This is a genomic window from Sphingopyxis sp. CCNWLW2 (genome assembly GCF_037095755.1).
Taxonomy (GTDB): domain Bacteria; phylum Pseudomonadota; class Alphaproteobacteria; order Sphingomonadales; family Sphingomonadaceae; genus Sphingopyxis.
In genome coordinates this window covers 325,190-351,345 of the sequence record NZ_JBAWKJ010000002.1, presented here as the reverse complement: position 1 = coordinate 351,345, position 26,156 = coordinate 325,190, and the positions used below count along the sequence as shown (strand labels likewise).

31 protein-coding genes are annotated in these 26,156 nt (G+C 65.1%); 15 read left to right on the top strand and 16 right to left on the bottom strand.

Annotation, left to right across the window (positions count from 1 at the left end):
* Positions 1-2 precede the first annotated feature (2 nt).
* From leuB to uvrC, 4 genes are read right to left on the bottom strand one after another with little or no spacing between them, the layout of a single operon-like run.
* On the bottom strand, positions 3-1,049 hold the full coding sequence (gene leuB, locus V8J55_RS12795) for a 3-isopropylmalate dehydrogenase (protein WP_336446029.1): 1,047 nt from the start codon (positions 1,047-1,049) through the stop codon (positions 3-5).
* Positions 1,050-1,097: 48 nt separating this feature from the next.
* Positions 1,098-1,835 carry a DNA repair protein RecO gene (gene recO, locus V8J55_RS12790; RefSeq protein ID WP_336446028.1) on the bottom strand — a complete coding sequence of 246 codons (738 nt, stop codon included), beginning with the start codon at positions 1,833-1,835 and terminating at the stop codon, positions 1,098-1,100.
* A complete protein-coding gene (locus tag V8J55_RS12785; RefSeq protein WP_336446027.1) occupies positions 1,823-2,215 on the bottom strand; it encodes a PaaI family thioesterase in 393 nt (130 codons plus the stop codon). The genes recO and V8J55_RS12785 overlap by 13 nt, the downstream gene beginning before the upstream one ends.
* A gap of 10 nt (positions 2,216-2,225) precedes the next feature.
* Complete coding sequence (uvrC, locus tag V8J55_RS12780) at positions 2,226-4,160, bottom strand: excinuclease ABC subunit UvrC (protein ID WP_336446026.1); 1,935 nt, start codon at positions 4,158-4,160, stop codon at positions 2,226-2,228.
* 68 nt (positions 4,161-4,228) lie between these two features.
* Here uvrC and V8J55_RS12775 point away from each other — a divergent pair, with 68 nt between their 5' ends.
* Together V8J55_RS12775 and V8J55_RS12770 are read left to right on the top strand one after the other, a co-directional pair.
* Positions 4,229-4,948: an SDR family oxidoreductase gene (locus V8J55_RS12775; protein WP_336446025.1), complete on the top strand. Its 720-nt coding sequence runs from the start codon at positions 4,229-4,231 to the stop codon at positions 4,946-4,948.
* An 11-nt stretch (positions 4,949-4,959) separates the two neighbouring features.
* Positions 4,960-5,607, top strand: coding sequence for a glutathione S-transferase family protein (locus tag V8J55_RS12770; protein WP_336446024.1), 648 nt, complete (start codon positions 4,960-4,962; stop codon positions 5,605-5,607).
* Between the two features lie 63 nt (positions 5,608-5,670).
* Here the strand turns inward: V8J55_RS12770 and V8J55_RS12765 are convergent, their stop codons facing one another.
* The 8 genes from V8J55_RS12765 to V8J55_RS12730 form a co-directional block, all read right to left on the bottom strand.
* Positions 5,671-6,216 carry a F0F1 ATP synthase subunit B family protein gene (locus V8J55_RS12765; RefSeq protein ID WP_336446023.1) on the bottom strand — a complete coding sequence of 182 codons (546 nt, stop codon included), beginning with the start codon at positions 6,214-6,216 and terminating at the stop codon, positions 5,671-5,673.
* Entirely contained in the window at positions 6,209-6,706 is a 498-nt protein-coding gene (locus V8J55_RS12760) for a F0F1 ATP synthase subunit B family protein (protein WP_336446022.1), read from the bottom strand. Before V8J55_RS12760 ends, V8J55_RS12765 begins: the two co-directional genes overlap by 8 nt.
* A gap of 73 nt (positions 6,707-6,779) precedes the next feature.
* The gene (locus V8J55_RS12755; protein WP_037515205.1) at positions 6,780-7,010 is read right to left on the bottom strand and encodes a F0F1 ATP synthase subunit C; all 231 of its coding nucleotides are present in this window, start codon (positions 7,008-7,010) and stop codon (positions 6,780-6,782) included.
* 42 nt (positions 7,011-7,052) lie between these two features.
* Positions 7,053-7,805, bottom strand: coding sequence for a F0F1 ATP synthase subunit A (locus V8J55_RS12750; RefSeq protein WP_336446873.1), 753 nt, complete (start codon positions 7,803-7,805; stop codon positions 7,053-7,055).
* A gap of 60 nt (positions 7,806-7,865) precedes the next feature.
* Complete coding sequence (locus V8J55_RS12745; protein ID WP_037515490.1) at positions 7,866-8,195, bottom strand: AtpZ/AtpI family protein; 330 nt, start codon at positions 8,193-8,195, stop codon at positions 7,866-7,868.
* 231 nt (positions 8,196-8,426) lie between these two features.
* On the bottom strand, positions 8,427-8,828 hold the full coding sequence (locus V8J55_RS12740) for a YdbL family protein (protein ID WP_336446021.1): 402 nt from the start codon (positions 8,826-8,828) through the stop codon (positions 8,427-8,429).
* 14 nt (positions 8,829-8,842) lie between these two features.
* Positions 8,843-9,058: a YnbE family lipoprotein gene (locus tag V8J55_RS12735; RefSeq protein WP_336446020.1), complete on the bottom strand. Its 216-nt coding sequence runs from the start codon at positions 9,056-9,058 to the stop codon at positions 8,843-8,845.
* Entirely contained in the window at positions 9,055-12,213 is a 3,159-nt protein-coding gene (locus tag V8J55_RS12730; RefSeq protein WP_336446019.1) for a YdbH domain-containing protein, read from the bottom strand. The genes V8J55_RS12735 and V8J55_RS12730 overlap by 4 nt, the downstream gene beginning before the upstream one ends.
* Before the next feature lie 169 nt (positions 12,214-12,382).
* On the opposite strand from V8J55_RS12730, the gene radC reads away from it, so the two are divergent.
* The gene (gene radC / locus V8J55_RS12725) at positions 12,383-13,060 is read left to right on the top strand and encodes a RadC family protein (RefSeq protein WP_336446018.1); all 678 of its coding nucleotides are present in this window, start codon (positions 12,383-12,385) and stop codon (positions 13,058-13,060) included.
* Between the two features lie 205 nt (positions 13,061-13,265).
* Entirely contained in the window at positions 13,266-13,673 is a 408-nt protein-coding gene (rnk, locus tag V8J55_RS12720; protein WP_037515199.1) for a nucleoside diphosphate kinase regulator, read from the top strand.
* Between the two features lie 66 nt (positions 13,674-13,739).
* Here the strand turns inward: rnk and V8J55_RS12715 are convergent, their stop codons facing one another.
* Together V8J55_RS12715 and V8J55_RS12710 are read right to left on the bottom strand one after the other, a co-directional pair.
* Positions 13,740-14,207 carry a calcium-binding protein gene (locus V8J55_RS12715; RefSeq protein WP_037515198.1) on the bottom strand — a complete coding sequence of 156 codons (468 nt, stop codon included), beginning with the start codon at positions 14,205-14,207 and terminating at the stop codon, positions 13,740-13,742.
* A gap of 23 nt (positions 14,208-14,230) precedes the next feature.
* Positions 14,231-14,524 carry a hypothetical protein gene (locus tag V8J55_RS12710; protein ID WP_336446017.1) on the bottom strand — a complete coding sequence of 98 codons (294 nt, stop codon included), beginning with the start codon at positions 14,522-14,524 and terminating at the stop codon, positions 14,231-14,233.
* Positions 14,525-14,723: 199 nt separating this feature from the next.
* Between V8J55_RS12710 and purB the strand changes: the two genes are divergently transcribed.
* The 9 genes from purB to V8J55_RS12665 all read left to right on the top strand — a co-directional run bounded on the left by purB (position 14,724) and on the right by V8J55_RS12665 (position 22,356).
* Positions 14,724-16,040 carry an adenylosuccinate lyase gene (gene purB, locus V8J55_RS12705; RefSeq protein WP_336446016.1) on the top strand — a complete coding sequence of 439 codons (1,317 nt, stop codon included), beginning with the start codon at positions 14,724-14,726 and terminating at the stop codon, positions 16,038-16,040.
* A 68-nt stretch (positions 16,041-16,108) separates the two neighbouring features.
* A complete protein-coding gene (locus tag V8J55_RS12700; protein ID WP_336446015.1) occupies positions 16,109-16,450 on the top strand; it encodes a LapA family protein in 342 nt (113 codons plus the stop codon).
* Complete coding sequence (pyrF, locus tag V8J55_RS12695; protein WP_336446014.1) at positions 16,447-17,121, top strand: orotidine-5'-phosphate decarboxylase; 675 nt, start codon at positions 16,447-16,449, stop codon at positions 17,119-17,121. Before V8J55_RS12700 ends, pyrF begins: the two co-directional genes overlap by 4 nt.
* 100 nt (positions 17,122-17,221) lie before the next feature.
* Complete coding sequence (locus V8J55_RS12690; RefSeq protein WP_336446013.1) at positions 17,222-17,854, top strand: phosphoribosylanthranilate isomerase; 633 nt, start codon at positions 17,222-17,224, stop codon at positions 17,852-17,854.
* Positions 17,851-19,062 carry a tryptophan synthase subunit beta gene (gene trpB / locus V8J55_RS12685; protein ID WP_336446012.1) on the top strand — a complete coding sequence of 404 codons (1,212 nt, stop codon included), beginning with the start codon at positions 17,851-17,853 and terminating at the stop codon, positions 19,060-19,062. The genes V8J55_RS12690 and trpB overlap by 4 nt, the downstream gene beginning before the upstream one ends.
* Positions 19,059-19,253 carry a hypothetical protein gene (locus tag V8J55_RS12680; protein ID WP_336446011.1) on the top strand — a complete coding sequence of 65 codons (195 nt, stop codon included), beginning with the start codon at positions 19,059-19,061 and terminating at the stop codon, positions 19,251-19,253. The genes trpB and V8J55_RS12680 overlap by 4 nt, the downstream gene beginning before the upstream one ends.
* A complete protein-coding gene (trpA, locus tag V8J55_RS12675; RefSeq protein ID WP_336446010.1) occupies positions 19,250-20,041 on the top strand; it encodes a tryptophan synthase subunit alpha in 792 nt (263 codons plus the stop codon). Before V8J55_RS12680 ends, trpA begins: the two co-directional genes overlap by 4 nt.
* Positions 20,038-20,889 (top strand): acetyl-CoA carboxylase, carboxyltransferase subunit beta, encoded by an 852-nt coding sequence (gene accD, locus V8J55_RS12670; RefSeq protein WP_336446009.1) that lies wholly within the window; start codon positions 20,038-20,040, stop codon positions 20,887-20,889. Before trpA ends, accD begins: the two co-directional genes overlap by 4 nt.
* Before the next feature lie 150 nt (positions 20,890-21,039).
* A complete protein-coding gene (locus V8J55_RS12665; protein ID WP_336446008.1) occupies positions 21,040-22,356 on the top strand; it encodes a bifunctional folylpolyglutamate synthase/dihydrofolate synthase in 1,317 nt (438 codons plus the stop codon).
* On the opposite strand, the gene V8J55_RS12660 is transcribed toward V8J55_RS12665, so the two are convergent.
* Positions 22,328-24,037: an AmpG family muropeptide MFS transporter gene (locus tag V8J55_RS12660; protein WP_336446007.1), complete on the bottom strand. Its 1,710-nt coding sequence runs from the start codon at positions 24,035-24,037 to the stop codon at positions 22,328-22,330. The two genes, V8J55_RS12665 and V8J55_RS12660, sit on opposite strands and share 29 nt — an antisense overlap.
* A gap of 124 nt (positions 24,038-24,161) precedes the next feature.
* Positions 24,162-24,623: a response regulator transcription factor gene (locus tag V8J55_RS12655; protein ID WP_336446006.1), complete on the bottom strand. Its 462-nt coding sequence runs from the start codon at positions 24,621-24,623 to the stop codon at positions 24,162-24,164.
* 131 nt (positions 24,624-24,754) lie between these two features.
* On the opposite strand from V8J55_RS12655, the gene V8J55_RS12650 reads away from it, so the two are divergent.
* Positions 24,755-25,603 (top strand): pseudouridine synthase, encoded by an 849-nt coding sequence (locus V8J55_RS12650; RefSeq protein ID WP_336446005.1) that lies wholly within the window; start codon positions 24,755-24,757, stop codon positions 25,601-25,603.
* Entirely contained in the window at positions 25,603-26,154 is a 552-nt protein-coding gene (gene rsmD / locus V8J55_RS12645) for a 16S rRNA (guanine(966)-N(2))-methyltransferase RsmD (protein WP_336446004.1), read from the top strand. Before V8J55_RS12650 ends, rsmD begins: the two co-directional genes overlap by 1 nt.
* The last annotated feature ends 2 nt before the right edge of the window (positions 26,155-26,156 follow it).

The window sequence follows — 26,156 nt, the reverse complement described above, 5'->3', positions numbered from 1 at the left end:
ATCTATCCGTTCAAAGCCGAAACAACCGCATCGCCCAATGCCGCCGTTCCCATATTGCCCCCCAGATCCGCGCCGCGGCACCCGTCCGCCAGCACCTTGGCCACTGCCGCCTCGATCCGCGCCGCGCTAGCCTCGTCCCCGCCCGAATGGCGCAGCAGCATCGCGAGCGACAGGATCATCGCCAAGGGATTGGCAACGCCCTTGCCCGCGATATCGGGCGCGCTGCCGTGGATCGGTTCGTACAATCCCAGCTTGCCGTCGCTCAGCGAAGCCGACGCCAGAAGTCCGATCGACCCGACGCACATCGACGCCTGATCGGAAAGGATATCGCCAAAGAGGTTGCCGGTGACGACGACGTCGAACTGGCCCGGATTGCGCACCAGCTGCATCGCGGCATTGTCGACATACATGTGGGTCAGCGCCACATCGGGGTAATCGGCGGCGACCTCGATCACGACGTCGCGCCACAGCTGCGAGGTTTCGAGCACATTCGCCTTGTCGACCGAGCACAGCCGCTTCGCCCGCCCTTGCGCCGCGCGGAAGGCGACATGCGCGATGCGCCGCACTTCGCTCTCGCTGTACGACATGACGTCATAGCCTTCGCGCTGCCCGTCAGATGTCGTGCGCGTGCCCTTTTCGCCGAAATAGACGTCGCCGTTGAGCTCGCGGACGATCAGCAGGTCGATCGCCGACGCGACTTCGGGGCGCAGCGCCGAGCTGTCCTCGAGTCCGGCGAACAGCTTGGCGGGACGCAGGTTGGCGAACAGGCCGAGTTCAGCGCGCAGGCCGAGAATCGCCTGTTCGGGGCGCAAATGGCGTTCGACATTGTCGAAGCGCGGATCGCCGACGGCGCCGAACAGGAGCGCATCGGCGGCTTTCGCCTTCGCCAGCGTTTCGGGGGGCAGCGGGTGGCCCGTCGCTTCATACGCCGCGCCGCCGACGAGCGCGCGGTCGAGCGTCACCGGCAATGCGAGCGCGGTCAGGACCTTCTCGGCCTCCACCATGATTTCCGGACCGATACCATCGCCAGCCAGCAGCAGGATTTTCAACGTGTCGCCCTTTCGTGTCTCGCCAGCCGCTTAGACAGCGGCAGCGCGTCACGCAACCGCCCTGCCCAGTCGGTCGATCAATCTTTCCCTTACGGACAGCAAGTCGCGGTTGCGCCCGTCGAGAATGTCGCGGTCGAGGAAGTGGCCCGTGATCATCAAGCCGTCGAGGACGTCGGCCATCGGCGGACTGGAATCTTGTCCGCGCAGAAACGGCGGCAGGCGGAACAGCCGTTCTTCATAACCCGCCGCCGCACCGGCGCTCACCGCACCGCCCGATTTGGGGCTGACAAAGGCGAGATTGTCGGACGAGCCGGTTACGACGCACTCCTCCAGGTTCAGGCCGAAGCCCAATTCGGCCAGCAGCAGCAACTCATAGCGCGCCAGCGCGGCGGCCCATTGCCGCGCCGATGGCGCCACGCCGATCGCGTCCAGAACCGCTGACAGCGCCAAATAGAGCGCCGGATAAGGCTGGCTTTCGGGTAGAGTCGCCGCGGTGAGGCTCGTCAGCCAATCAATAGCGGCCGCCGCCAGTGGTTCGGCAAGCAGCGGCGCACGGCTTTCCAGAAGCTCCGCGGTCCCGCTGGCGAGCTGCTCCTCGGTTCGCGCGCGCAGTTCGAGTGCAACCAGATTGCCCGGCACAAGGATTGGCCGCACCCGTCGCGACCGACCGCCGCGAACATAGCCCGCAACCAGCCCCGCCTCTTCGGTCAACGCGCGCAAAATCGCGCCATGCTCGCCATGCGCGCGAACCGCGCAGACGATGGCATCGGCGATCAGGCTGGCCAAAGCACCATCTGCGTCTGCGTCACCAGCGCGACCTCGGCACCATCTTCGGTACGGATGCGCGTCTGCCATACCGACAGGCGCTTGCCGATCTTCACCGGCGTCGCTTCGCCGACGAGCACCGACCCGAGGGGCCCCGCACCGAGGAAATTGGTCTTGCTCTCGATCGTTGTCGTCCCGCTCGCACCTTCGGGCAAGGTCAGGAACGCGCCGACCGCGCCGAGGCAATCGGCAAAGGCCATGATCGCCCCGCCATGGACGATCCCGCCCGCGGTGCAGATTTCGGCGCGCACGGGGAGTTTACCCGCGATACGGTCCTTGCTGCCTTCGTGAATGGTGACGCCCAATGTTCCTGCGAGCGGCATGGCTGCTGCAAAATCCATAATATTCCCCTCACCGTCCCGAATGATAGAAATCATGCACCGCCTGCGCGACCGCAGCGCTGACCCCCGGAGCCTTCTGCAAATCCTCGAGACTGGCGCCGCGCACCGCGCGCGCCGTGCCGAAGTGCATCAGCAGCGCCTTCTTGCGCGACGGACCGATGCCCGGAACCTCGTCGAGCGGCGACGAGCCCATCGCCTTCGCACGCTTCTGCCGGTGCGCGCCGATCGCGAAGCGGTGCGCCTCGTCGCGAAGGCGCTGGATGTAAAACAGCACGGCGTTGTTCGGCGGCAGCGTGAATTCGCGCCCGTCGGGGTGATAGAAAGTCTCGCGCCCGGCATTGCGGTCCGGGCCCTTGGCGACGCCGATATATGTCAGATCGTCGACACCAAGCTCGGCAAGCACCGCGCCCGCCGCCGACACCTGCCCCTTGCCGCCATCGATCAGCACGAGGTCGGGCCATTCGCCCTTCGTCCGCTCGGGGTCCTCCTCGATCGCGCGCGCGAAGCGGCGTTCGAACACCTCGCGCATCATCGCGAAATCGTCGCCCGGCTGTGTCTCTGCGCGCTTGATGTTGAACTTGCGGTACGCGCCCTTGATCCAGCCTTCGGGACCCGCGACGACCATCGCGCCCAGCGCATTGGTGCCCTGGATATGGCTGTTGTCGTAGATTTCAATGCGCCGCGGCGGGTTTTCGAGATCGAACAGCTCGGCGAGTTCGCGTCCGAGCTTCGCCTGACTGCTGCTCTCGGCCAGCCGACGGTCGAGTTCCTCGCCCGCGTTGCGCACCGCTTGTTCGAGCAGGCGGCGGCGATTGCCGCGCTGCGGCACGCTGATCTCGATCTTGCGGCTGCCGCTTTCGCCCAGCGCCTCGGCGAGCAGCGCGCATTCCTCGGGCTCGCGGTCGACGAGGATCAGCTTCGGTGGCGGCACGCCTTCGTAAAATTGCATCAGGAAGCTCGCCATGACCTCCGCCTCGGGCACACCCGCGACATGCGCGGGGAAGAAGCTGCGATGCCCCCAATTCTGCCCGCCGCGGATAAAGAAGCCCGCGATGCAGAGCTGCCCGCCCTTCGCGGCGAGCGCGAAGACATCGGCGTCGCCGAGCCCGTCGGCGTGCACCGACTGGCTGCCCTGAATGAAGGTCAGCGATTTCAGCCGGTCGCGGATCACCGCCGCCTGCTCATAATCCATCGCCTCGGCGGCCTGCGTCATCGCGGCCCCCAGCCGCTTCTGCACCGCTGTTGAACGCCCTTCGAGGAAATCCTGCGCGTCACTCACCAGGCCGGCATAATCTTCCTTCGAGATGCGATCCACGCACGGCGCGCTGCACCGCTTGATTTGATACAGCAAGCACGGCCGCGACCGGTTCGCAAAGAAGCTGTCGGTGCAGCTGCGCAGGAGAAAGGTCTTCTGCAGCGCGTTGAGCGTCTGGTGGACCGATCCGGCGCTTGCGAACGGCCCATAATAGCGCCCCTTCGCGCGCCGCGCGCCTCGATGCTTCTGGACGCGCGGGAAATGATGGTCGGTGCGCAACAGGATGAAAGGGAAGCTTTTGTCGTCGCGCAGCAGCACATTATACGGCGGGCGGTAACGCTTGATCAGCTGAGCTTCGAGCAGCAGCGCCTCGGCCTCGCTGGTCGTCGTGACGATCTCCATCGCCCGCGTTTGCGATACCATGCGCTGCAGCCGCTGCGGCAACCTTGCGACCTGCGTGTAATTGGTGACGCGGTTCTTGAGCGCACGCGCCTTGCCGACGTAGAGCACGTCGCCGCGCGCATCGAGCATCCGGTACACCCCAGGACGCGTCGGCAATTTGCGCACCACGCTGCGGATCGCCTCGGCGCCGCGCTCAAGGTCGGGCTGGTCGCCCTCGCCGTCTCCGCCGCGGATGACATAAGTCGCTTTTTCTTCGTTGAATCGGTCGGGTGCGTTCGGGCGGGCCATGATTTTGCATGTAGGCGATGGCGCTGCGGCCCGCCATAGTGTGCGACGTAAAACATAGGAGGGGTCTTATGGAACTTCGTGGAAAACTCGCGCTGGTGACCGGCGGCAGCGACGGGATCGGGCGCGAGATCGCGCTGCAGCTACAAGGTGCGGGCGCGGACGTAATTGTCACGGGCCGCTCGGCGGGGAAATTGCAGGCGATGGCGGCGCTGGGTTTCGGGACGATCGCGAGCGATCTGTCGACCTCTGCGGGCGTCGATGCGGTCGTAAGCGGTGTGGCGGGCAAGCCGCTTGCGTTGCTCGTCAACAATGCCGGGGTGGGCAGCGAATATGAGCTCGACGACGCCGCGAGTTTGGAGAATGCGGCGCATTGCATCCGGACCAACCTCGATGCGCCGATCGCGCTCTGCACGCGGCTGCTGCCTGTATTGCGCGCGCAGCCCGAAGCAGCAATCGTCAACGTCACGTCGGGCCTCGCGATCGCGCCGCGCGCGGGCGGCTCGGTCTATTGTGCAACCAAGGCGGGGCTGCGCAGCTATACGCAGGCGATCCGGTATCTGCTGAAAGACAGCAATGTTCGGGTGATCGAGGCGCTGCCGCCGGTCGTCGAGACGAACATGACCGCGGGCCGTGCGGGCAAGAAGATGAGCGCGCACGACTGCGCCGCCGAAATCGTCCGCGGCATCCGTACCGGCAAGAGCGAGGTCAACGCGGGGATGGTGAAGATGTTGCAGTTCGTCCACAGTGTCTCGCCCGCGCTCGCGCGGCGCATCATGATCCGGTTCTGAGGATTGCAGGCATGATCACCCTCTATGGCGAAGGCCGCGGCTTCCGTGTCGCCTGGCTGCTCGAAGAAATGGGGCGTCCCTATAATATGCGGCCGGTCGATCTGCTCGACGGCCTCGAGAAGGACAGCGAATTTCTGGCGATCAACCCTGCCGGCTTCATCCCTGCGATCGTCGACGGCGACACGGTGATGGTCGAATCGATCGCGATCATGGAGTATCTGCTCGCGCGCTACGGACCGACCCCGTTCGCACCGACGCCGGACGACCCGACGTTCCCCGTCTACCAGCAGTTTCTCCATATGGGCGAGGCAGGGCTCGCGGGTCCAATCAACGCCATTGTCGCGACGCACATCCTCGCACCCGAAAATCAACGGGAGAACCGGACGACGGAGTGGGCGCTCGACATCTTCAGGAACCGCCTCGGCCTCGTGAGCCGCCAGCTTGCGCGTACGTCCCATATCGCGGGCGACGATTTTACCGCGGCCGACATTTCGGTGACCTACGCGCTCCAATTCGCCCAGCGCACAATCGGCTTCACTTTCGGCGCGGCGGAGCTGGCTTATATCGAACGGACCACGGCGCGCGCGGGATACCAGCGCGCGATGGACAATTTCCCCGCGACAAAGGCGTGGGTCGAGGGGCTGGCCGGAACGATCTAAACGCCGGATGCAAAACGCCCGCGGAAATCCGCGGGCGCTCTGTTTTCGACGATGCCTGAGCGATCAGCCCTTGGCTACACCCGCGATAGCCTGATCGACCAGCGCCTTGTCGGCCGCGGCGTCATGCTTATCGGCGATCAGCTTTGCTGCCGCCTCGGTCGCGGCCTTCGCAGCCGCGGTACGAACTTCGGCGAGCGCGCCGGCTTCGGCCGCGGCGATGCGGTCTTCAGCCATCTGCTTGCGGCGTGCGATCAGCGCGGTGGCGTCGGCCTTGGCCTTGGCGACCAGCGCCTCGGCTTCCGCATCGGCGCGGGCGCGCATTTCGTCGGCCTCCTTGGCGGCGTCGGCGAGCTTGGCTTCATACTCCGCCTTCAGCGATTCGGCGTCGAGGCGGAGCGCTTCGGCTTCCTTCAGCTGCTTCGAAATCTCGGCAATCTTGTTGTCGAGCATGCCCGCGACCATCGCCGGCACCTTCTTCCACAGCAGGATCGCGATGAAGATCGCCATCGCGATGGAGACCCAGACGGTCGCGTCGATGAAACCGAACGACGCCGGCTCGGCATGCACTTCACCCGCGGCTTCGGACAAGATGGTCAGAACATTAGCCATGGAGCACCGCCTTCACCGCCGCCTTGGCATCCGCCGCAGCGACCTTCACGCCCGACAGCTTGGCGACGAGGTCGCCTGCTGCTTCGGCCGCAACCGATTCAATCTCAGCCATTGCCGATGTGCGCGCCGCGTTGACGTCGGCTTCGGCCGCCGACAGCTTGTCGGCGAGTTCGGCGTCGATCTTCGCCAGACGCTTTTCGGCGTCTTTCGCGGCCTTGTCCTTGGCGTCGGTTACCGCCTTTTGCGCAGCGGCGCGGCTTGCGTCGCTCTGCTGGCGGTAGCTTTCTTCGAGGTTGTCGGCGGCAGCATGCGCGGCCTTGGCCGCGGCCAGATCGTCCGCAACCTTGCGGTCGCGTGCGTCCACCGTCGCCTCGATCTTCGGCAGCATGCCGCGGCCGATGACGAAAAAGACGAAGCCGAAGGTCAGCAGCACCCAGAAAATCTGCGATGCGGCGTACCAGCTTTCAGCGAATTGGCTGATTTGAGGCATGGATTTACTCGACCGACAAAAAAGAAAAGCAGTCGCGGGGCCGGCCTTTAGCGAGCCGGCCCCGCAGACGAAATCAGGCTGCCTTGAGGTACAGCAGGATCGCGATAAGGAACGACAGCAGGCCGAGAAGTTCAGCAGCCGCGAAGCCAATGAACAGGCGGCCCTGCTGGCCGTCGGCAGCAGCCGGGTTACGCAGCGCGCTTTCGAGGAAGCTACCGAAGACGTTGCCCACACCGATGGCGGCCATACCGGCACCGATAGCGGCCAGACCGGCGCCGATGAGCGAAGCAGCTTGAACGTCCATTTTATACTCCTTGGGAAAAACGTTGATTATACAGTTGAAATATCAGTGCAGATTGACCGCGTCGTTCAGATAGAGCGACGTGAGCAGTGCGAACACATAAGCCTGGATACCCGCGACCAGCAGCTCGAGGCCGCTGATCCCGACCATCAGCGCCATGCTGGGGATGCCGACGCCAAGGCCGACAGCCGGACCGGCGGCGATCCCGTCGATGATGAACGAGGCGAACACCTTCATCAGCACGTGGCCCGCGGTCATCGCGACGAACAGTCGGAGAGCAAGGCTGAACGGGCGGACGAGGAACGACACCAGCTCGATCACGGGGATCAGCCACAGCAGCCACCAGGGCGTGCCATGCGGGACGAACAGCGAGAAGAAATGCAGGCCGTGGCGCCAGAAACCGACGATCAGCACGATCGAGAAGCTCAGGATCGCGAGGAAACCGGTGATCGCGAAGTGGCTCGTCACGGTGAAGGGATGCACGCCGAACAGGCCGAGCGGCATCAGGCCGATCACGTTCAGCATCAGGATGAACATGAAGAGCGAGAAGACATAGGGTGTATATTTGCGGCCTTCGGGGCCGATATTGGCGTTCATCATGCCCGAGATAAAGCCGGTGAAGCCTTCGACGGCGACCTGCCAGCGACCGGGGACGAGTTGGCGCTTCATCCCGCCGATCATAAAGACCCACAGCAAAAGGCCGGCAATGACCATCCACATCGCGCTGGTCGTAAAGGCAACCTCATGATTGCCGACATGGAACATGTCGAACATCTTCTGCACCTCGAACTGGTGCATCGGGTCCACTTTGCCTTGATCCGCCACGCGATACCTCGCCTAAATCCCAGTAACTCAGCTTCAATCCGGCTTTGAAGGCCGGATATTCGCTATCCGAAATATGCTTCTGAAGGCGACGACTATTCCAAGGAACAGCACCACCAACAGGCCCCAGGGTGCGGTGCCGGCAAAATGATCGATCGTCCAACCGACCAAGGCGCCGCCACCGATACCGCCCAGCAGTTCGGCCAGAACGCGGTTACCGAGCTTATAGTTCGCATCGGTCTCCGGTCCGGCGTTCACTGCGGTCCGTTTTGCTTCTGCGGCTTCGGCCCGGTCCAATCGCTCTTCGAGCGAGACCAGGCGCGAATCCTCCGAAGCTGGTTCCGGATCGCTGCCATTCCCCGTCATTTGCGCCATCCTCCTGAAACAGAGCCGATATCCATCGATTCCGCCTGCGAAAAAAGGCCCGAAAATTCGGGGGACCCCTAAGGCGCGGTCCGTTTAGGAACGACGCCCGATTAAGTCAATGCTTGTGCGCAGGTGCACAAAATTGGCGCGGCGCTGCTGCACAAAAATGCCGCCGCGTTTAGGGGCGCGGCGGCATCTGAGAGCCCGCGGGCTCCGATATACTCTGGTATGTTACGGGCAGCGCGCGTCGCGCTCGGGCGGGCTGCCGTCGCGGGTTTTCCAGGCGCCGCTGGGCGCCTGATATTTCTCGCCCGGCTTGGTCTGCGCGATCAGGTTGCAGCCGCTGGTAAAGGCGAACTGCTCGACCGTGCTGCCGGTCGACTGCGCGCTCGCGGTATAGGCGGCCTTGCGCTTGATGTTGAGGTCCTGCACCAGCGCGCGGATCGCCGGCGTCGGCGCTGTCGCAAAGCCCAGATAGCCATCGGGCTGCTCGCCGATCTGCCCGGCGGCGCGCGCTGCGGCATAGGCGGGGTCGCGCTGCGCCATCGCCGACGGCACGGCCAGTGCAACGGCGGCGGTCGCCGCGATCGCAGCAAGCGCCAGTCCGGTCGGTTTCCACATCGTCTTGGTCATCTTCTTATTCCCCATCAGAATATCTCGCTATTCTGCTCGATGAGCTTCTTGGCATCGCCATCCAGCCTGTACACCACTTCCTGACGGATGTTGATATTCAGGTTGATTTCGATCGGCTTGTCGGGCGTGTCGATCTGAACGCAGCCCGCAAGCGCGGCCGCCCCGATCGTTACTGCAACATACCTATCGCCTATGGCCAGCCTCCTAGCTCCAGTCTTCGGTATCTTCATTGCACGGGCTCGCTTTCTGGGGGCTGAACGGGGACGATCTTTACTTTTGCGGCTTCTTCCTGGGCGCGGATCAAAGCTGGCAGATTCTGTTCGATGAGCAGCGACGGATCGTAAAATCCCTTCGCCGACGTCAAAAGCTGGCGGAACGGCGCCCGAATCTTCACGTTGAAGATCAACGGCAGTTTTGCGACCTGGTTGGTCAGGAAGTTCCGCGTCGCGCCTTCCCCCTGCCCCACGCCGCCAAAGCGGATATCGGTCACCATTTCGCCGTCGAGGTCCCCGTTCAGGATGATCGTGAGGTCGTCATATTTGAGGCTACGCAGTGCGCCAAAGGCAAAATTGGCGATGACGCCCAGATTGCGGTTCGACAATTCGCCGACATAGGCGAGCGTGCCGCCGCCGGCGCGCGAATCGATGCGGCCATTGACGATGCGCCCACCGAGGCCGTCGAATTCGACCGGTAGCGTCCCATCGAAGACGCCCGTTGCGTTGATATTGTCGAAGCCAAAGCTTTGCAGGAACACCGCCGCATCGACCCCGACGATATCGAACGACAGCCGCCGCGCGTTGGTCGCGCTGAAATCGAGCGTGGTCGGATGGAGGAGAAGCTTGCCGCCACCAAAGGGCCAACTCCCGCCCTCGACCCGCACGCGATTGTCGCCGAGCAGCCGATATTCGATCTCGCCGTCGAGCACCGGGATGCCCGGATTCAACTCCTTGATCTTCGCGATCTGGCCCGGCGCGGTTTTGAGGCCGATCAGATCGTCGAAGCTGACCGTTGTAGTCAGCCCCGTCACCGGGCCGAACGCCGCGGCGAGGCTGGTATCGGCGGTTGCGAAGGTGCCGTGGCTCGTGACGCCGTCGGCGGTCCATTCGATCCGCCCGTCGCCGACGACCGATCCCTGGACATTGGCGACGACGCCGAGCGCCAGGCTGGTAAGCTGGTCGGGCTGGAACGCCTCGCTGAAGCGCAGTTCCTTGACGACGAGGTCCGCCGAACCGCTGCTATCGGAAAGCCGGTGGCGGATCAGCGTGTCGAGAATCTTTGTCCCGGTCTTCTGCTCGTTGAAACCCGCCTTCGCTTCGATCATCCCGTTCGCAAAGCGCAGATTCGCATCATTACTGACCAACGGGAAGAAGCGCGGATCGGGTGCGGCATCGGTAAGCAGCAACCCGCCATCAAGCGTCAGCGCGCCATTCGCGAAGCGCCACTGGCCCGCAATCTCGCTCATGTTCAGGGGCACCGCGCCGATCTTGCCGCTTGCACCGCTGAGATCGCCCGCCATGCCCTGCGGCGTCGAACGGCCGCTGAGGCTTTGCGCGCTGAAGCGGGTCACACTCTCACCCTCACCCAGCCGGATATCAGCCATCGCAAGCGACCAGCGCATCGCGGAGAGGTCGATATTCGCCGGGCCGCTTTTCAGGCTGAGCGGCGAACTGCCGCTCGTCCCGCGCAGCGCGAGGCCGGGTATGCGGATATTGCCGCGAAGCCCGTCGGGCCCGGCGCTGAGCAGCGGCGCGCCCGGGCGGCTGCACAGGTCGATCGCGCTTCGGCCGAGCCGGAAGCCGCTGACCTCGATCCGATCGGCCGCGACGCGGCTGCATCCGCCGTCGAGCGCGAGTGCGCCCGTCGGGGCAAGAAAGCCGTTCAACGGCACCGTCAGCCGCTCGACGCGCCCGCCCGCGAGCGGCCCCGACAGCGTAGCCGCTGCGGCAAAACGCATCAGCCCACCGGCGCCGCCCGAAAAACGCACCGGCGTCAGCGCCAGCCGCGCGCCTTCGGCACTATGAGGATCGAGACTGGCGAGCCCCGTTACCCTTCCCTCGGCGCTGCGATCGATACTCAGCGTTCCCGAGGGCAGGTCGCCGCCCGCGATGCTCCAGCGCCCCGTCGCGATCACCGCAGGTTCGTCAGCGCCATAGAGATAGCCGATGCGGCTATCCGCGCTGCCGGTGAAATGTGCACCGCTCGCGCTCGTCAATTCGGGCGCGATCAGGTCGACGCGCGCCGTCGGCCCCTCGCCCGCGAGCGCGAAGCCCGCGCTGCCGCTCGCGTCGGCGAGCACGCGGCTCAGCGCGCCGACAGCCTTCGCCGCCAGCGGCCCCACCGGCGTGCCCGCCAGCCCGCGCGCGCTTTCGGCGAGCGAATGGCGCAAGTCCGCGCTGCCGCTGGCGCGGGCGAAACGAATCCGCCCGTCGAATTTCGGCGCCGCGCTGCCGACATTGCCCTTGGCTTCGAGGTTCACCGTCTCGGCCGCGAAATCGGCGCCGCGCAGGCGCGCCATGTCGGCAGCGACGTCGAGCTTCGTCAGCACCGCGGTGCCGTCGAAGCGCGCGACGACGCCCATCCGGTCGGCGGCGGCGGATCCCGCGACCAGCCGCGCGATGCTCGCGTCAGCCTTGCCCTTCCAGCTCTGCATATCTTCGGAGAGCGAGAGGTCGAGCGCGACTTGCGGCGATGCGGCGGTGACGCGACCGTCGGCGCAGGCAAGCGCGCGGCCGCGCAGTGGGCCGACGAGCTGCGGCCGGACATCGCGGACCAGCACGGTGCCATAGAAGCTGATATCATCGCCGCTGCACCCCGCCGCCGCAATGCGCGGCGCGACCAGCGCGAGCTTGCCGGTGAAGTCGCGGCGCAAATTGCCGCCGCCATTCAGCGCCGCCCCGATGTCGCCCCACGGCGTTTCGACGCGTGCCCGCGCATCACGCAGCGCGACCGACAGGTCGGGCAAGGCGAACGGATCCTTGCTTGTCGGGTCGCGGAATTTGTCGAGCGAGCCGAACGACAGGCGGCCATCGACGAAGCGGCCATAGAGCCGAACGCCCTCGGCATTGATTCCCGAAACATAGGGACCGCGCCAGCCATAGCCGAGCAGGACTTCGACGCGCTTCGCGGTCAGGTCGGGATGCTTCGGGTCGCCGATGACGATGTCGGATAGTTGCTCGCTGCGAAAGCCGATCCGGTCGATCCTATAGCGCGCCGGAACATCGCGGCTTTCGAGCTGGTCGCGAATGAACTCGTCGGCGATCGGCTCGCGCGCGATCCAGACCCCTGCGATGAGGATGATTACGGCGCCAGCGGTCAGCCAGCGTTTCTTGAACAGCAGCTTCCGATATTTCCACCGCGGTTTTACGCCGTCTTCCGTGTCAGTCATGGAATATGGCCGATGACGTCATGGCGGCAAAATCTCGTCCCTCGGCCCGAACCCTGTTCAGGGCACAAACGCCGGAAATCCCGTTTCGATGCAGGAATTTGATCCGGTTCGCCATCTTCCTTACCCTATGACCGTTGAGTGCGCCTCACAAGGCGGTTATTGCCGCGGCATGGGGGATACGCCGGACCATCTTGGGCATCGCGCGCGGTTGCGGACTCGCCTGCTCGACGACGCCGAAGGCCTCGCCGATTATGAGCTGGTCGAATATCTGCTCACGCTCGCAATCCCGCGCCGCGACACCAAGCCGCTCGCGAAAGCGCTGCTCCGCGAATTCGGTTCGCTGGCGCAGCTTGTCAGCGCCGATCCCGAATCGCTGCGCCGGGTCGACGGGCTCAGCGATACCGGCATTGCCGCGATAAAGATCGTCCAGGCCGCAAGTCTCCGCCTGCTCAAGGGCGAATTTCGCGACAAACCATTATTGTCCAGCTGGGACGCGCTGCTCGACTGGCTGCGCGCCGACATGGGGCCAATCGACGTCGAGCGCGTCCGCGTCCTCTATCTCAATTCGCGCAACATGCTGATCCGCGACGAACTCGCAAGCGAAGGGTCGATCGACCAGTCGGCGATCTATGTCCGCGAGGTCATCAAGCGCGCGCTCGAACTCGGCGCTTCGGCGATCATCCTTGTCCACAACCACCCCAGCGGCAGCCCCGAGCCGAGCCGGCAGGATATCGTGATCACCAAGGATATCGCCGCCGCAGCCGCGAAACTGGGAATCGCGCTCCACGATCACATCATCATCGGCGGGTCCGATTACCGCAGCTTCCGCGCGATGGGGTTGCTCTAGCCGATTTGACTTCCGCCGCTCGCGGCCACATCATCATGGCCATGCAGATTCGGCGCAGCCTTCTCCATTTCCGCCATCATGGGGGACAACTTCTCGCGGGCATTTAGCCCCGGGTTCCGGCGCGCTCGCCCCGAACCCGGGGCACCTTCCGTCCAACATTGCCGCGCGCGGGAAACTGCCGCGCGCCAGCCGGAAAGTCCGCGCCATGACCAAGAAGAAAAACGGGGCCGCGATGCCCCATATCCGCATGATCGACAGCGAAGCCGACGTGCTGACCGAACTGACGCTGCAGCAGCAGCGCGATTCGGTTCGCTTCTATGAATTGCTGCTCGACGAGATCGATCGCGCCGCGATCTGCGAGCGCACAAAAATCCCGCCCGACGTCGTAACCATGGGCTCCAGCGTCACCTTCATCGATGAAAAGAGCGGCGCCGAACGAACCGTGCGCCTCGTATATCCCGCCGAAGCCGACATATCGGCCGGGCGGATGTCGATCCTGACCCCGATCGGGGCGGGCCTGATCGGCCTCAGTGTTGGCCAATCGATCAACTGGCCCGATCGCGGCGGCATCGAACACCGGCTGACGATCGTCGCGGTCGAGCAACCCGTTTAGCTTGCTGCAAACGGCGATGCAGCCGCCGGATCGCTCCGACGGCTGCACCACCCCGCGGGACGCCGTTTAGGCGCCGCGCGACAGGAAACCGGTCAATTCGGTCTTGTTGACCGCGCCCGACTTGTCACCATCAGCCGATGCGAAAGCCTGGCCAATCCAAGTCTTCACCTCGGCCGATTCGACGTCGGCACTGGGGTCGGTCGCTGCACGCAGCTTCTTCATCCACGCGCCAAACTCGGCCGCGTTCAGGTCGCCATTCTTGTCCCCGTCATAGGTCGGGAATTCCTGCTCGACGATCTGCGCAATCTGGGTCGGCGTTGCCGCCCCACCCGAAGGCGCGGGCTCGCTCGAAGCCGGCGGGGTCGACGCATCCGGTGCCGGGGCGGGTTCAGCCGGGGGCGTCGATGCGTCGGGAGCCGGAGCCGGTTCGCTCGCCGCCGGCGGGGTGGTCGGGTCCGACGCCGGGGCAGTCGTCTGCGCCAGGGCCGGGAAACTCACGGCTGCGGCGCCGATCAAAAGCATTTGTTTCAGCATGGTCTATACTCCTGTGTGCGGGGTTATTCGGGTTCCGATTCGGGCTTTTCTTCGGAATCCGGTGCGGGCTGGTCAGCCGGAGGGGTCGGCTCAGCCGCAGGGGGCGTATCGCTCGGGGTCGCGTCCTCGGTGGGCGCCGTTTCATCCGTCGGCTTCTTCTCGTCCGTCGGCTTGCTATCGGGCGCGGGGGCCGTGGTGTCGGTCGACGCCGGCTGCGACTGCGTCGTGGGGGCCGGCTCTTCGGCCGGGGCAGTCGTCTGGGCCAAAACGGGGAAGCTGACAGCCGCCGCGCCGATCAAAAGCACTTGTTTCAACACATTTATTCTCCTGTAACGGCGACTTCGATGGTCACTGCGACCCGTCGCCTTTCTGATGGGGCATGGGAGCAACCCATCGTGTTTCCGCAAAGTTGCGCGCCCTCGGCATTTGGCGAAACGCCCCGTCCCTGCTACGGGGCGCCCCATCGTGGTTCCGCGTGGATTCCGCGATAAGGCGCCCGAAAAGGAAGGAAAATCAATGGTTCCGCGTTACGCACGGCCGGAAATGACCGCGATCTGGTCGGCCGAGAATCGGTTTCGCATCTGGTTCGAGATCGAAGCGCACGCGACCGACGCCCTTGCCGAACTGGGCACCGTGCCGAAATCGGCCGCCAAGGCATTGTGGGATTGGTGGGCGACGAACCCGGCAATCGACGTCGCCGCGATCGACGCGATCGAGGCGGTGACCAAGCATGACGTCATCGCCTTCCTGACCTGGGTGGCCGAGAATGTCGGCGACGAAGCGCGCTTCATGCATCAGGGCATGACCAGCTCGGACGTGCTCGACACCTGTCTCGCGGTTCAGCTCAGCCAGGCCGCCGACATCCTGCTCGCCGATCTCGACGCGCTCCTCGAAGCGATCAAGCGGCGTGCCTACGAACATAAGCTCACCCCGACGATCGGCCGCAGCCACGGCATCCATGCCGAACCCGTCACCTTCGGACTCAAGCTTGCCGAAGCCTACGCCGAATTCTCACGCTGCAAACTGCGCCTCCTGGCCGCGCGCGCCGAGATCGCGACTTGCGCCATTTCCGGCGCCGTCGGCACCTTCGCCAACATCGACCCGCGCGTCGAAGCGCATGTCGCGGCCAAGCTTGGCCTCGCGATCGAGCCTGTCTCGACGCAGGTCATCCCGCGCGACCGCCATGCGATGTTCTTCGCGGTGCTCGGCGTCGTCGCGTCGTCGATCGAACGGCTGTCGGTCGAGGTCCGCCATCTCCAGCGCACCGAAGTGCTCGAGGCCGAGGAATATTTCTCGCCGGGGCAGAAGGGCTCGTCGGCGATGCCGCACAAGCGCAACCCCGTGCTGACCGAAAACCTCACCGGCCTTGCGCGCATGGTCCGCAGCGCCGCCATCCCCGCGATGGAAAATGTCGCGCTGTGGCACGAACGCGACATCAGCCACTCGTCGGTCGAGCGCTTCATCGGCCCCGATGCGACGATCACGCTCGACTTCGCGCTTGGACGCCTGACCGGCGTCGTCGACAAGCTGCTCGTCTACCCTGCGCGGATGCAGAAGAATCTCGACCGCATGGGCGGGCTCGTCCATTCGCAGCGCGTGCTGCTCGCGCTGACGCAGGCGGGCGCGAGCCGCGAGGAAAGCTATGTCCTCGTCCAGCGCAACGCGATGAAGGTCTGGGATTCGGACGGCCAGCTCTCGCTGCTCGAACTACTCAAGGCCGATGCCGACGTCACCGCGAAGCTGTCAGCCGACGAGCTGACCGCACTGTTCGACCTCGGCTATCATATGAAGCATGTCGACACGATCTTCGACCGGGTGTTCGGGACAGCATAGCCACGGACTGGAATCGCGCGGCAATCTGTCATAGGATCGGCGCCAGACCGACAGAGGAGCAAGACGAAGTGGGCATCCTGCGAACGATCATCTGGGTCTTGCTGACCGCCATCCTTGTCATTTTCGCGATGGCAAACTGGATTCCGGTCACTGTCACAATCTGGCCGGGACAGGTGCTCGACACCAAATTACCCGTGTTGATCCTCACCGCCTTCCTGATCGGCAGCGTGCCGATGTGGATCGCGCTGCGCACCTCGCGCTGGTCGATGAAGCGCCGCCTCGACGCCAGCGAGCGGCAGGCGGCCGATTTGCGCGCGCTCGCCAACCGCCCCGTCGAAGTCACGCCCACTCCCCCGGTCAACGACATCCCGCCCGCCCCATCCGACCTTTTCTCCACGGACAAGCCATGACTTCACCGCTTTATCTCGCCATCGACACCACGCACCTCGATGCGGCGCTGACGCTGGCGCAAAAGGTGCGGCGCCATGTCGGCGGGCTGAAGCTCGGCCTCGAATTCTTCTGCGCCAACGGGCACCATGGCGTGCATGAAATGGCGAAGCTCGGCCTGCCGATCTTTCTCGACCTTAAGCTCCACGACATTCCCAACACCGTCGCCAAGGCGATCCAGGCGCTGCGCTCGCTCGAACCGGCAATCATCACCGTCCACGCCGCGGGGGGGCGCGCGATGCTCGAAGAGGCCAAGGCATCGGCGGGCACGAACACCAAGGTCGTCGCGGTCACCGTGCTGACGAGCCTCGACGCGCCCGATCTGGAAGACATCGGCGTCGGCGGCAGTCCGCACGATCAGGTCGTGCGCCTGGCGGCGCTCGCCCGCGAAGCCGGCCTCGACGGCATCGTCTGTTCGGGACAGGAAGTGAAAGCGGCGCGCAAGGCGTGGCCCGGCGGTTATTTCGTCGTCCCCGGCGTCCGCCCCGCGAACGGCAAGATCGGCGACCAGAAACGCGTCGTCACGCCGGCGCAGGCGATGGCCGATGGTGCCTCGATCCTCGTCGTCGGTCGCCCGATCAGTCAGTCGGCGGACCCGGATCTCGCCGCCCGCGAAATCGAAGCGACGCTTTAAAGCCAATCCGTCACCCCGGCGAAGGCCGGGGTCTCACCGCAGCGTCCTTACGCACCTTGGAGATCCCGGCCTTCGCCGGGATGACGACAGGAAAGACACAATGCCCCCACTCGTCAAAATCTGCGGCCTCAAGACGATCGAAGAGGTCGATGCCGCCATCCGTCACGGCGCGACGCATATCGGTCTCAATCATTACGAACCAAGCCCGCGCTACATCGACCTCAAGACCGCAGCCGAGCTGCGCAAGCGCGCAGGCGCGGCCAACGTCAAGGTTGCGCTGCTGCTGGTCAACGCGCCGCAGCAACTCACCGGCGACGCGCTCGGCATGGTGCGCCCCGACATCATCCAATTCCACGGCACCGAAACGCCCGAATGGCTGGGTGCTGTGAAGCGGCTGACCCCGGCGGAAGTCTGGAAGGCCGTCGGCCTGAAGGACGCCGACACACTCGTGCGGATGCAGAAATATCAGGGCGTCGCCGACCGCATCCTGTTCGACGCCCCCGCCGCCGCCATGCCCGGCGGCACCGGCACGCGTTTCGACTGGTCGCTGCTCAAGAACCATCGCCACAGCATCGACTGGGGCATAGCGGGCGGCCTCACCCCCGAAAATGTCGCCGAAGCGATCGCCGCGACCGGCGCGCCGCTCGTCGACGTCTCATCGGGCGTCGAAAGCGCGCCGGGCGTCAAGGATGTGGACAAGATCGCTGCTTTCCTTAAAGCGGCGGGCCGATGACCGACTTACCCAACAGCCTCCGCTCCGGACCCGACGAACGCGGCCATTTCGGCCAGTTCGGCGGCCGCTATGTCGCCGAAACGCTGATGCCGCTGATCCTCGATCTCGAGCGTCACTATCGCGCGGCGCAAGCCGATCCCACGTTCAAGGCCGAGTTCGACTATCTGCTGAAGCATTATGTCGGGCGCCCCAGCCCGCTGTGGTTCGCCGAGCGGCTGACCGAGCATCTTGGCGGCGCAAAGATTTACCTCAAGCGCGAGGATCTCAACCACACCGGCGCGCACAAGATCAACAATTGCATCGGCCAGATCCTGCTCGCCAAGCGCATGGGCAAGACGAAGATCATCGCCGAAACCGGCGCCGGCCAGCACGGCGTCGCAACCGCGACCGTCGCGGCGCTGTTCGGCCTGCCCTGCACGATCTTCATGGGCGCGGTCGACGTCGCGCGGCAACAGCCGAACGTCTTCCGCATGAAGCTGCTCGGCGCCGAAGTCGTCGCGGTCGAGAGCGGCGCGAAGACGCTCAAGGATGCGATGAACGAGGCGCTGCGCCACTGGGTCGCGAACGTCCACGACACCTTCTACATCATTGGCACCGTGGCGGGCCCGCACCCCTATCCCGAGCTTGTTCGCGATTTTCAGTCGGTGATCGGAGACGAAGCGAAGGAACAGATTCTCGAAGCCGAGGGACGCCTTCCCGACATGCTGATCGCCCCCGTCGGCGGCGGATCGAACGCGATCGGCCTGTTCCATCCGTTCCTCGACGACGCCGATGTCGAGATCGTCGGCGTCGAAGCCGCGGGCGAAGGGCTCGACAAGAAGCACGCCGCCAGCCTTGCGGGCGGGCGCCCGGGCATTCTTCACGGCAACAAGACCTATCTGCTGCAGGACGAGGACGGCCAGATCACCGAGGCTCACAGCATCTCGGCGGGACTCGACTATCCGGGCATCGGCCCCGAACATAGCTGGCTCCATGAAATCGGCCGCGTGCGCTATGAACCCGTCACCGACGACGAAGCGCTTGCGAGCTTCCAGAAGCTCACCAAACTCGAAGGCATCATCCCCGCGCTCGAAAGCGCGCACGCGATCGCCGCCGCCGAACGCATCGCGCCGACGATGGGCAAGGACAAGGTGATCATCGTCAACTGCTCGGGCCGCGGCGACAAGGATATCTTCACCGTGGCCGAAGCTTTGGGAGTGAAACTGTGAAGCTCAATCATCGCCGTGCGATCATCGTCTTTCTGATCGCCGCTGCCGTTCAGGCTCTCGGCTTTCCGCTGATCAGCAAAATCTTTGGTCTGGGCGACCGGTTTCAGTCGCCGTCGTGGGTGGTCGTCGTTCTGGTCTCGCTGTTGTTCGTATTCATCGACCAGGCCGCTTTCCGGAAGAAGTCGGTTTGACCCGCTTCGCTGCCACCTTCGCCAAGCCGCGCCCGGCGCTCGTTGCCTTCATCACCGCAGGCGACGGCGACACCGCCGCGAACCTCGACGCGCTCGTCGCGGGGGGCGCCGATGTGATCGAACTCGGCATGCCCTTCACCGACCCGATGGCCGATGGCCCCGCAATTCAGGCCGCAAATTTGCGCAGCCTCGCCAAGGGCACGACAACCGCGGACATCTTCGCGATCGCGTCGGCTTTCCGCCAGCGTCATCGCGATACCCCACTCGTCCTGATGGGCTATGCCAATCCGATGACGATCCGCGGCGGCGACTGGTTCGCCGCCGAATGCGCCAAGGCCGGCGTAGATGGCGTGATCTGTGTCGACATTCCGTCAGAGGAGGACGCCGAACTCGGCCCGAGCCTTCGCTCCGCGGGCGTTGACCTCATCCGTCTTGCGACCCCGACCACCGATCCCGCGCGCTTGCCCGCCGTGCTCGATGGCGCGGGTGGTTTCCTTTATTATGTCTCGGTCGCAGGCATCACCGGCCAGCAACAAGCGGCGCAGGCGAGCATCGACGAAGCCGTTGCGCGCCTCAAGGCCGCGACCGACCTGCCCGTCGCGGTCGGCTTCGGCGTCCGCACCCCCGCACAGGCGGCCGAGATAGCGAAGGTCGCCGACGGCGTCGTCGTCGGCTCAGCCTTCATCGACATCATCGCCGAGCATGGCGACGCCGCGGCGCCGCATGTCGAAGCCTTCACCCGCTTACTCGCCGATGCTATTCACGGCGCAAAGGAGATCGCCGCATGAGCTGGCTCGACCGCGTTCGCAACGCCCTGCCCTTCGGTGCCAAGCGCGACACCGCCGACAATCTCTGGCACAAATGCCGCCAGTGCCAGCAGATGGTGTTCGTCAAGGAATGGGAAGACAATCTCAACGTCTGCCCGCGCTGCGACCATCACGACCGCATCGGCGCGACCGAACGTTTCGCGCAGTTGTTCGACGGCGGAATTCACGAGATGATCGCTGCGCCTGCGGCGCCCGAGGATCCGCTGAAGTTTCGCGATACCAAGAAATATGTCGACCGCATCAAGGCCGCGCGGACGCAGACCGGCGACCGCGACGCCTACCAGAATGCGTTTGGCCGCATCTCGGGTCAGGGTGTGGTGATCGGCGTGCAGGACTTCGCCTTCATGGGCGGCTCGATGGGCGTCGCCGTGGGTGAGGCTTTCGTCGCAGGCGTCGAGGATGCGATCCGGCGCGGGGTTCCCTATATCGCGATCACTGCCGCGGGCGGAGCGCGCATGCAGGAAGGCACGCTGTCGCTGATGCAGATGCCCCGGGCCACCGTCGCGCTCGCGCGCCTGCGCCGCGCCGGCTTGCCCTATATCGTGCTGCTCACCGATCCGACGACCGGCGGCGTCACCGCCAGCTATGCGATGCTCGGCGACATCCAGATCAGCGAACCCAAGGCGCTGATCGGCTTCGCGGGCCAGCGCGTGATCGAGAATACGATCCGCGAAAAACTGCCCGAAGGCTTCCAGCGCGCCGAATATCTGCTCGATCACGGGATGATCGACATGGTCGTGCATCGCAAGGAATTGCCCGAAACATTGGGCCGTCTGATCGGTTATCTGGCGCCAGAGAAGGCGGCCTGAACAGACCGTCGCAACGGAACGCGAGCTCTCTTTCTCGTCACCCCGGACTTGATCCGGGGCCTGCCTTTCTTGAAGGAAAAGGCGGGTGCCGGGTCAGGCCCGGCATGACGGATGATGGGGATGCTGCTTTCCTCTAATCGAGCTACGACCATGCCCGACCACGCCCATAGCTCAGACCCCGCGGTTCAAACACAACTCGATCGCCTCGCAGCCCTGTCGCCAGGCCGCGACATCCTCGGGTTGGAGCGCATCGCCGAACTTTGCGCGCGCCTCGGCAACCCGCAGCTCCAGCTCCCGCGCACCTTCCATGTTGCGGGCACCAACGGCAAGGGATCGACCTGCGCCTACCTCCGCGCGATCCTCGAGGCGAGCGGACGGCACGTCCACGCTTACACCAGCCCGCACCTCGTGCGCTTCAACGAACGCATCCGCCTCGCCGGAACGCTGATCGACGACACGCTGCTCGCCGCCTTGCTCGAAGAAGTGCTTGACGAGGCGGCCGACCTGCAAGCCAGCTTCTTCGAAGTCACCACCGCCGCTGCCTTCCTCGCCTTCGCGCGCATTCCCGCCGACGATTGCATCATCGAGGTGGGCCTCGGCGGACGGCTCGACGCGACCAACATCATTCCGCCGCCGGCGGTCTGCGGCATCGCCTCGCTCGGCATCGACCATGAAGCCTTCCTGCTCGCTCCCGAAACGGGAACGCCCGACGATCCGGCGATACGCATCGCGTGGGAAAAGGCGGGTATCATCAAAGCCGACACGCCCGTCGCAACGTTCGACTATCCGCCGGGCGTGCGCGACATTATCGCCGCCAAGGTCGCCTCTGTCGGCGCCACGCTATTTCCCGAAGGGAACGGGTGGACGATAGAGGCCAACGGCGACAGCTTTCGCTGGACCTCGAAACTGGGTTCGGTCGCAGAGCCGATGCGTCCGCGCATGGCCGGGCCGCACCAGATGCGCAACGCCGGGCTCGCCATCGCGATGCTGCGCCTCGCGCCCGGCTCGCAGCCGACCGACGAAGCGATCGCTCGCGGCGTCGCGGGCGCCTTTTGGCCTGCCCGCATGCAGCGCCTCGGCACCGGCCCCCTCGCCGCACTGTTGCCCGGCGGCACCGAAATCTGGCTCGACGGCGCGCATAATGTCGACGCCGGGCTCGCGCTCGCACGCCAGTTCGCCACCGAGCCGCGGCGCGTCCACCTGATCACCGGCATGCTCGCGAACAAGGACCCGGCAGCGATCGTCGCGCCGCTGGCCGAACGCCTCGCCAGTCTGACCGTCGTCCCTGTTCCGGGGCACGAGCATCATGGCGCCGCCGCGTTTGGCGCCGATGCAAAGGCGGCCGCTTCGGTTGCCGACGCGCTGGGCGATCTTACAGTCGATCCGGCACGCGAAATTGTCCTGATCGCGGGCTCGCTCTATCTCGCCGGCGAAGTGCTCAGCGCGAACCTGCAGTTTCCGGACTGACGGCCTGAGGCGATGCCTCGGGTATCTCGACCTCGCCCGCCGTACCGATCGAGCGATCGACGAGCCCCGACCGCATCATCCACCAGAAGATCAGGATTCCGGGAACCGCCAAAGCGGTGGTCAGCAGATAGAAATCGACATAGCCGAACTGTTCGATCAGCTTGCCCGCGCTGGTCCCGGTGAGGAACCGCCCGAGGATACTCGCAGCGGCCGAGAAGAGCGCAAAGTGGGTCGCGGTAAAGCGCAGATCGGCGAGCGCCGACAGATAGGCGACAACGCAGACGCCGCCGATCCCGCTGGCAAAATTCTCGAACCCGATCGCGCCGGCCATGCCCCAATTGCTGTGCCCGGCGGCGGCAAGGCCCGCAAAGCTGAAATTCGAAATCGCCATCAGGACAAGGCTGAGTAACACCGACTTTTTCATACCGAGCCGCGCGTAGATGATCCCGCCGACGAACACCCCGGCGAGCAACGCCCAGAACCCCAGGCCGACATCGTAAAAGGCGATTTCGTCGTTGGTGTAGCCGAGATCCTCGAACAAGAGCCGGAAGGTCAGGTTGGCGAGCGTGTCGCCGATCTTGTGGAGCAGCAGGAAGAAGAGGATCAGGATCGCCCCCTCGCGCGAGAAAAATTCCGCCAGCGGCCCGACGGCGCCCTTGTCGGCGGCCTGCCCTTCGCGCGATTTGGTCGGCAGCGCGACCAGCGCCCCGATGACGAGCGCGCCAACGGCAAGGACGACCCAAAGAAGCGTCGACCCGACATAGGCCGCGATCGTCCCCCAATCCGCCGCCAGCACGGCGACCAACGCCAGCGCCGGCAGCGCGATGATCCAGTTGATGTGCCCGTTCCACCCGATGTCGCGGGCGCGCCGGGCACTCAGGTCGAACAGCGGGAACAAATATCCGACCAGGACCATCAGCGTCAGGATGTCGACGCCGAGCCATAGGTCGATCTGCCGCGCGATCAGAAACGCGACCGGGAAGCTGCCAATGAAGAGCGCGTAGTGGGCACGCGACAGGAACGCCGGCCAATGGCGCTCAATCTTGCGTTCGGGCTCGCCCATCACCAACCCCGTGATGATTGCCGGGAGGACCAGCGCCGCGCACACCATATAGGCAACGCCCCAACCGGCGCGTTCGGCGACGACCAATGCCAGGGCGCCCGCCACCGCCGCACCGATGCGCCAGCCATATTGCGACATGCCCGACCCCGTACCCAATTGTTCGGGCGCCAGCAGTTCGATTCGATAGGCGTCGATCACGATGTCATAGGTCGCGCCGGCGAGCCCGACCGCGATCGCCGCGAGCGCGACGACCGCCAGCGAAGCCTTCGGATCGAGATTGCCCAGCACCGATACAGCGACGAAAACAAGCGCGCCGACAAGGATCAGCCACGATCGCCGCTGGCCGATCCGCCCGAGGATGGGGATGCGAAATCGGTCGATCGCGGGGGCCCACGCCCATTTCAGATTATAGGCGAGAAAAGTCAGCGCAAAGGCGGTGACGGAAGACTTCTCGATCCCGTCCTGTGCGAGCCGTGTCGTCAGCGTCGCGCCGATCATCGCGAACGGGAACCCCGACGATATGCCAAGAAACAGCGCGGCCAGGGGTGCGGGCTCCAGATAGGGCCGCAGACTGTCGCGCCACCCCTTCGGTGCCGGCATCGCCGCATCTGTCGCCATCATATTCCCCCTTTTTGACCTGTGACAGGCCGCGGCCGGTCATATCTTGGCCTAAAGCGTTGGGGACAAATTGGAAGCGGCTAATTGGCTGTCGATCCGCCGTGCGTGGTCGGTCCGTCGCATCTCACGCCGCAGCGGGGCGCCAGAAGGTGGTGAGGCCGCTGACCTTGCGCGGCGCCTGATTCTTGCACGCCATCGTCTCGACCGCGCGCAGCGCCGCGACGAGCGCCGACGCACTGTGCGGCTTGCCGAGGCAGGCGACCGCAATGTCGGCGCCGTCCTCGGGACATTGGCCGGTCACCAGCAGCACTGCGATGCCGCGATCGCGCGCCAGCCGGGCGACTTCACGCCCCGTCATATGTCCTGCAAGGCCAAGGTCCAGAACGATCGCATCGATCGGCTCGGCGGCCATGATCGCCACCGCGGCCTCGCCCGAATCGACCGTTGCGACGATGTCGTACCCGCCGAGTTTCAGCGTGTGCTCATTGTCGAACGCGGTCAGCGGATCATCCTCGATGATCAGCAACCGCTTGATACAGGACGGGCGGTGGACGAAGAGCATGATGACTCCCTTTAACATCGCCATGACTCGCTCCGCGCCGTCCTGCAAGATCGCTTCTGCTTGCCATCGACGAAGCGGGTCTTTTCCGGCTATGAGCGTGATCACAACGCAACACTATTTTCCTTGAAAACGACAAGAAAGCCGCATCCGTTCCGATGACGACACGCCGCCCGCCCCGCTCGACGCCTCGCCCCACCGCAGACCGCGACGCCCCCAAAGGCCGCCGCGCCGCACGCGGCGCCACAACCGCGCTCAAGACCAAACCCGCCGAGGCCGAACGCGAGGACGGACCGCAGCGCATCGCCAAGCTGCTCGCGCGCGCCGGCGTCGGATCACGTCGCGATGTCGAGCGTATGGTCGAGGAAGGACGCATCGCGCTGAACGGCCAGGTCATCGTCCACCCCGCACCGCTGCTCACCTCGCTCGAAGGGTTGACCGTCGACGGCAATCCCGTCGCGAAACCCGTCTCGACGCGCCTCTACCGCTTCAACAAGCCGGCGGGCTGCATCACCGCGGCGCGCGATCCCAAAGGCCGCAAGACAATCTACGATCTGCTGCCCAAGGATCTGCCGCGCCTGATGCCGGTCGGCCGCCTCGACTATAATACCGAGGGGCTCTTGCTCCTCACCAACGACGGCGAGTTCAAGCGACAGCTCGAACTGCCCGCGAGCGGGGTCGAGCGCACCTATCGCGCCCGCGCCTTCGGCGACATCAGCCAGGCGCAGCTCGAGGAACTCGCGATGGGGATCGAGATCGACGGCGTCCGCTACGGCAAGATCGACGCCAATCTCGAACGCCGCACGGGTCGCAACCAGTGGGTCGAAATGACGCTGACCGAAGGCAAGAACCGCGAAGTCCGCAAGGTGCTCGAACATTTCGGACTCCAGGTCAGCCGCCTGATCCGCACCCGTTACGGCGCGTTCGAACTCGGCGGAATGCCGCTCGGTGCGGTCGATGTCGTCCCGCGCGACGAATTGTTCAAATTCCGGCGGCACCTCGGCTGATGCGCGTCATCGCTGGCGAATGGCGCGGCCGCAAGCTGCTCGCGCCCAAGAACGACGCGACGCGCCCGACTGCCGACCGCACGCGCGAGACGCTCTTCTCGATGCTGACGAGCCGCGTCGGCAGTTTCGAGGGGCTTGTTGTCGCCGACCTTTTTGCAGGGTCGGGCGCGCTTGGGATCGAGGCGCTGTCGCGCGGCGCGGCGCAATGCCTGTTCGCCGAGCAGGATCGCGACGCGCTCGATGTGTTGCGCAAGAATCTGGGCGTTCTGGAAGCGACCGCGCGCGCCGACATCCGCGCCGGCTCGGTGATGAGCCTTGGCCCCGCCAAACGCACCTATGATCTGCTGTTGCTCGACGCACCCTACGACACCGGAGCGGGCAGCGTGGCGCTCGACAAGCTCAACCGCCTCGGCTGGATCGGCCCTGACAGCTGGGTGTCGATCGAGACCGCACACAATGAAACGGTCGAGGTCGCGGGCTTCGAAATCGATGCGACACGCAAGGTTGGCAAGGCGAAGCTGACGCTGCTTGTGCCCGCGGGCCGGCTTTGACC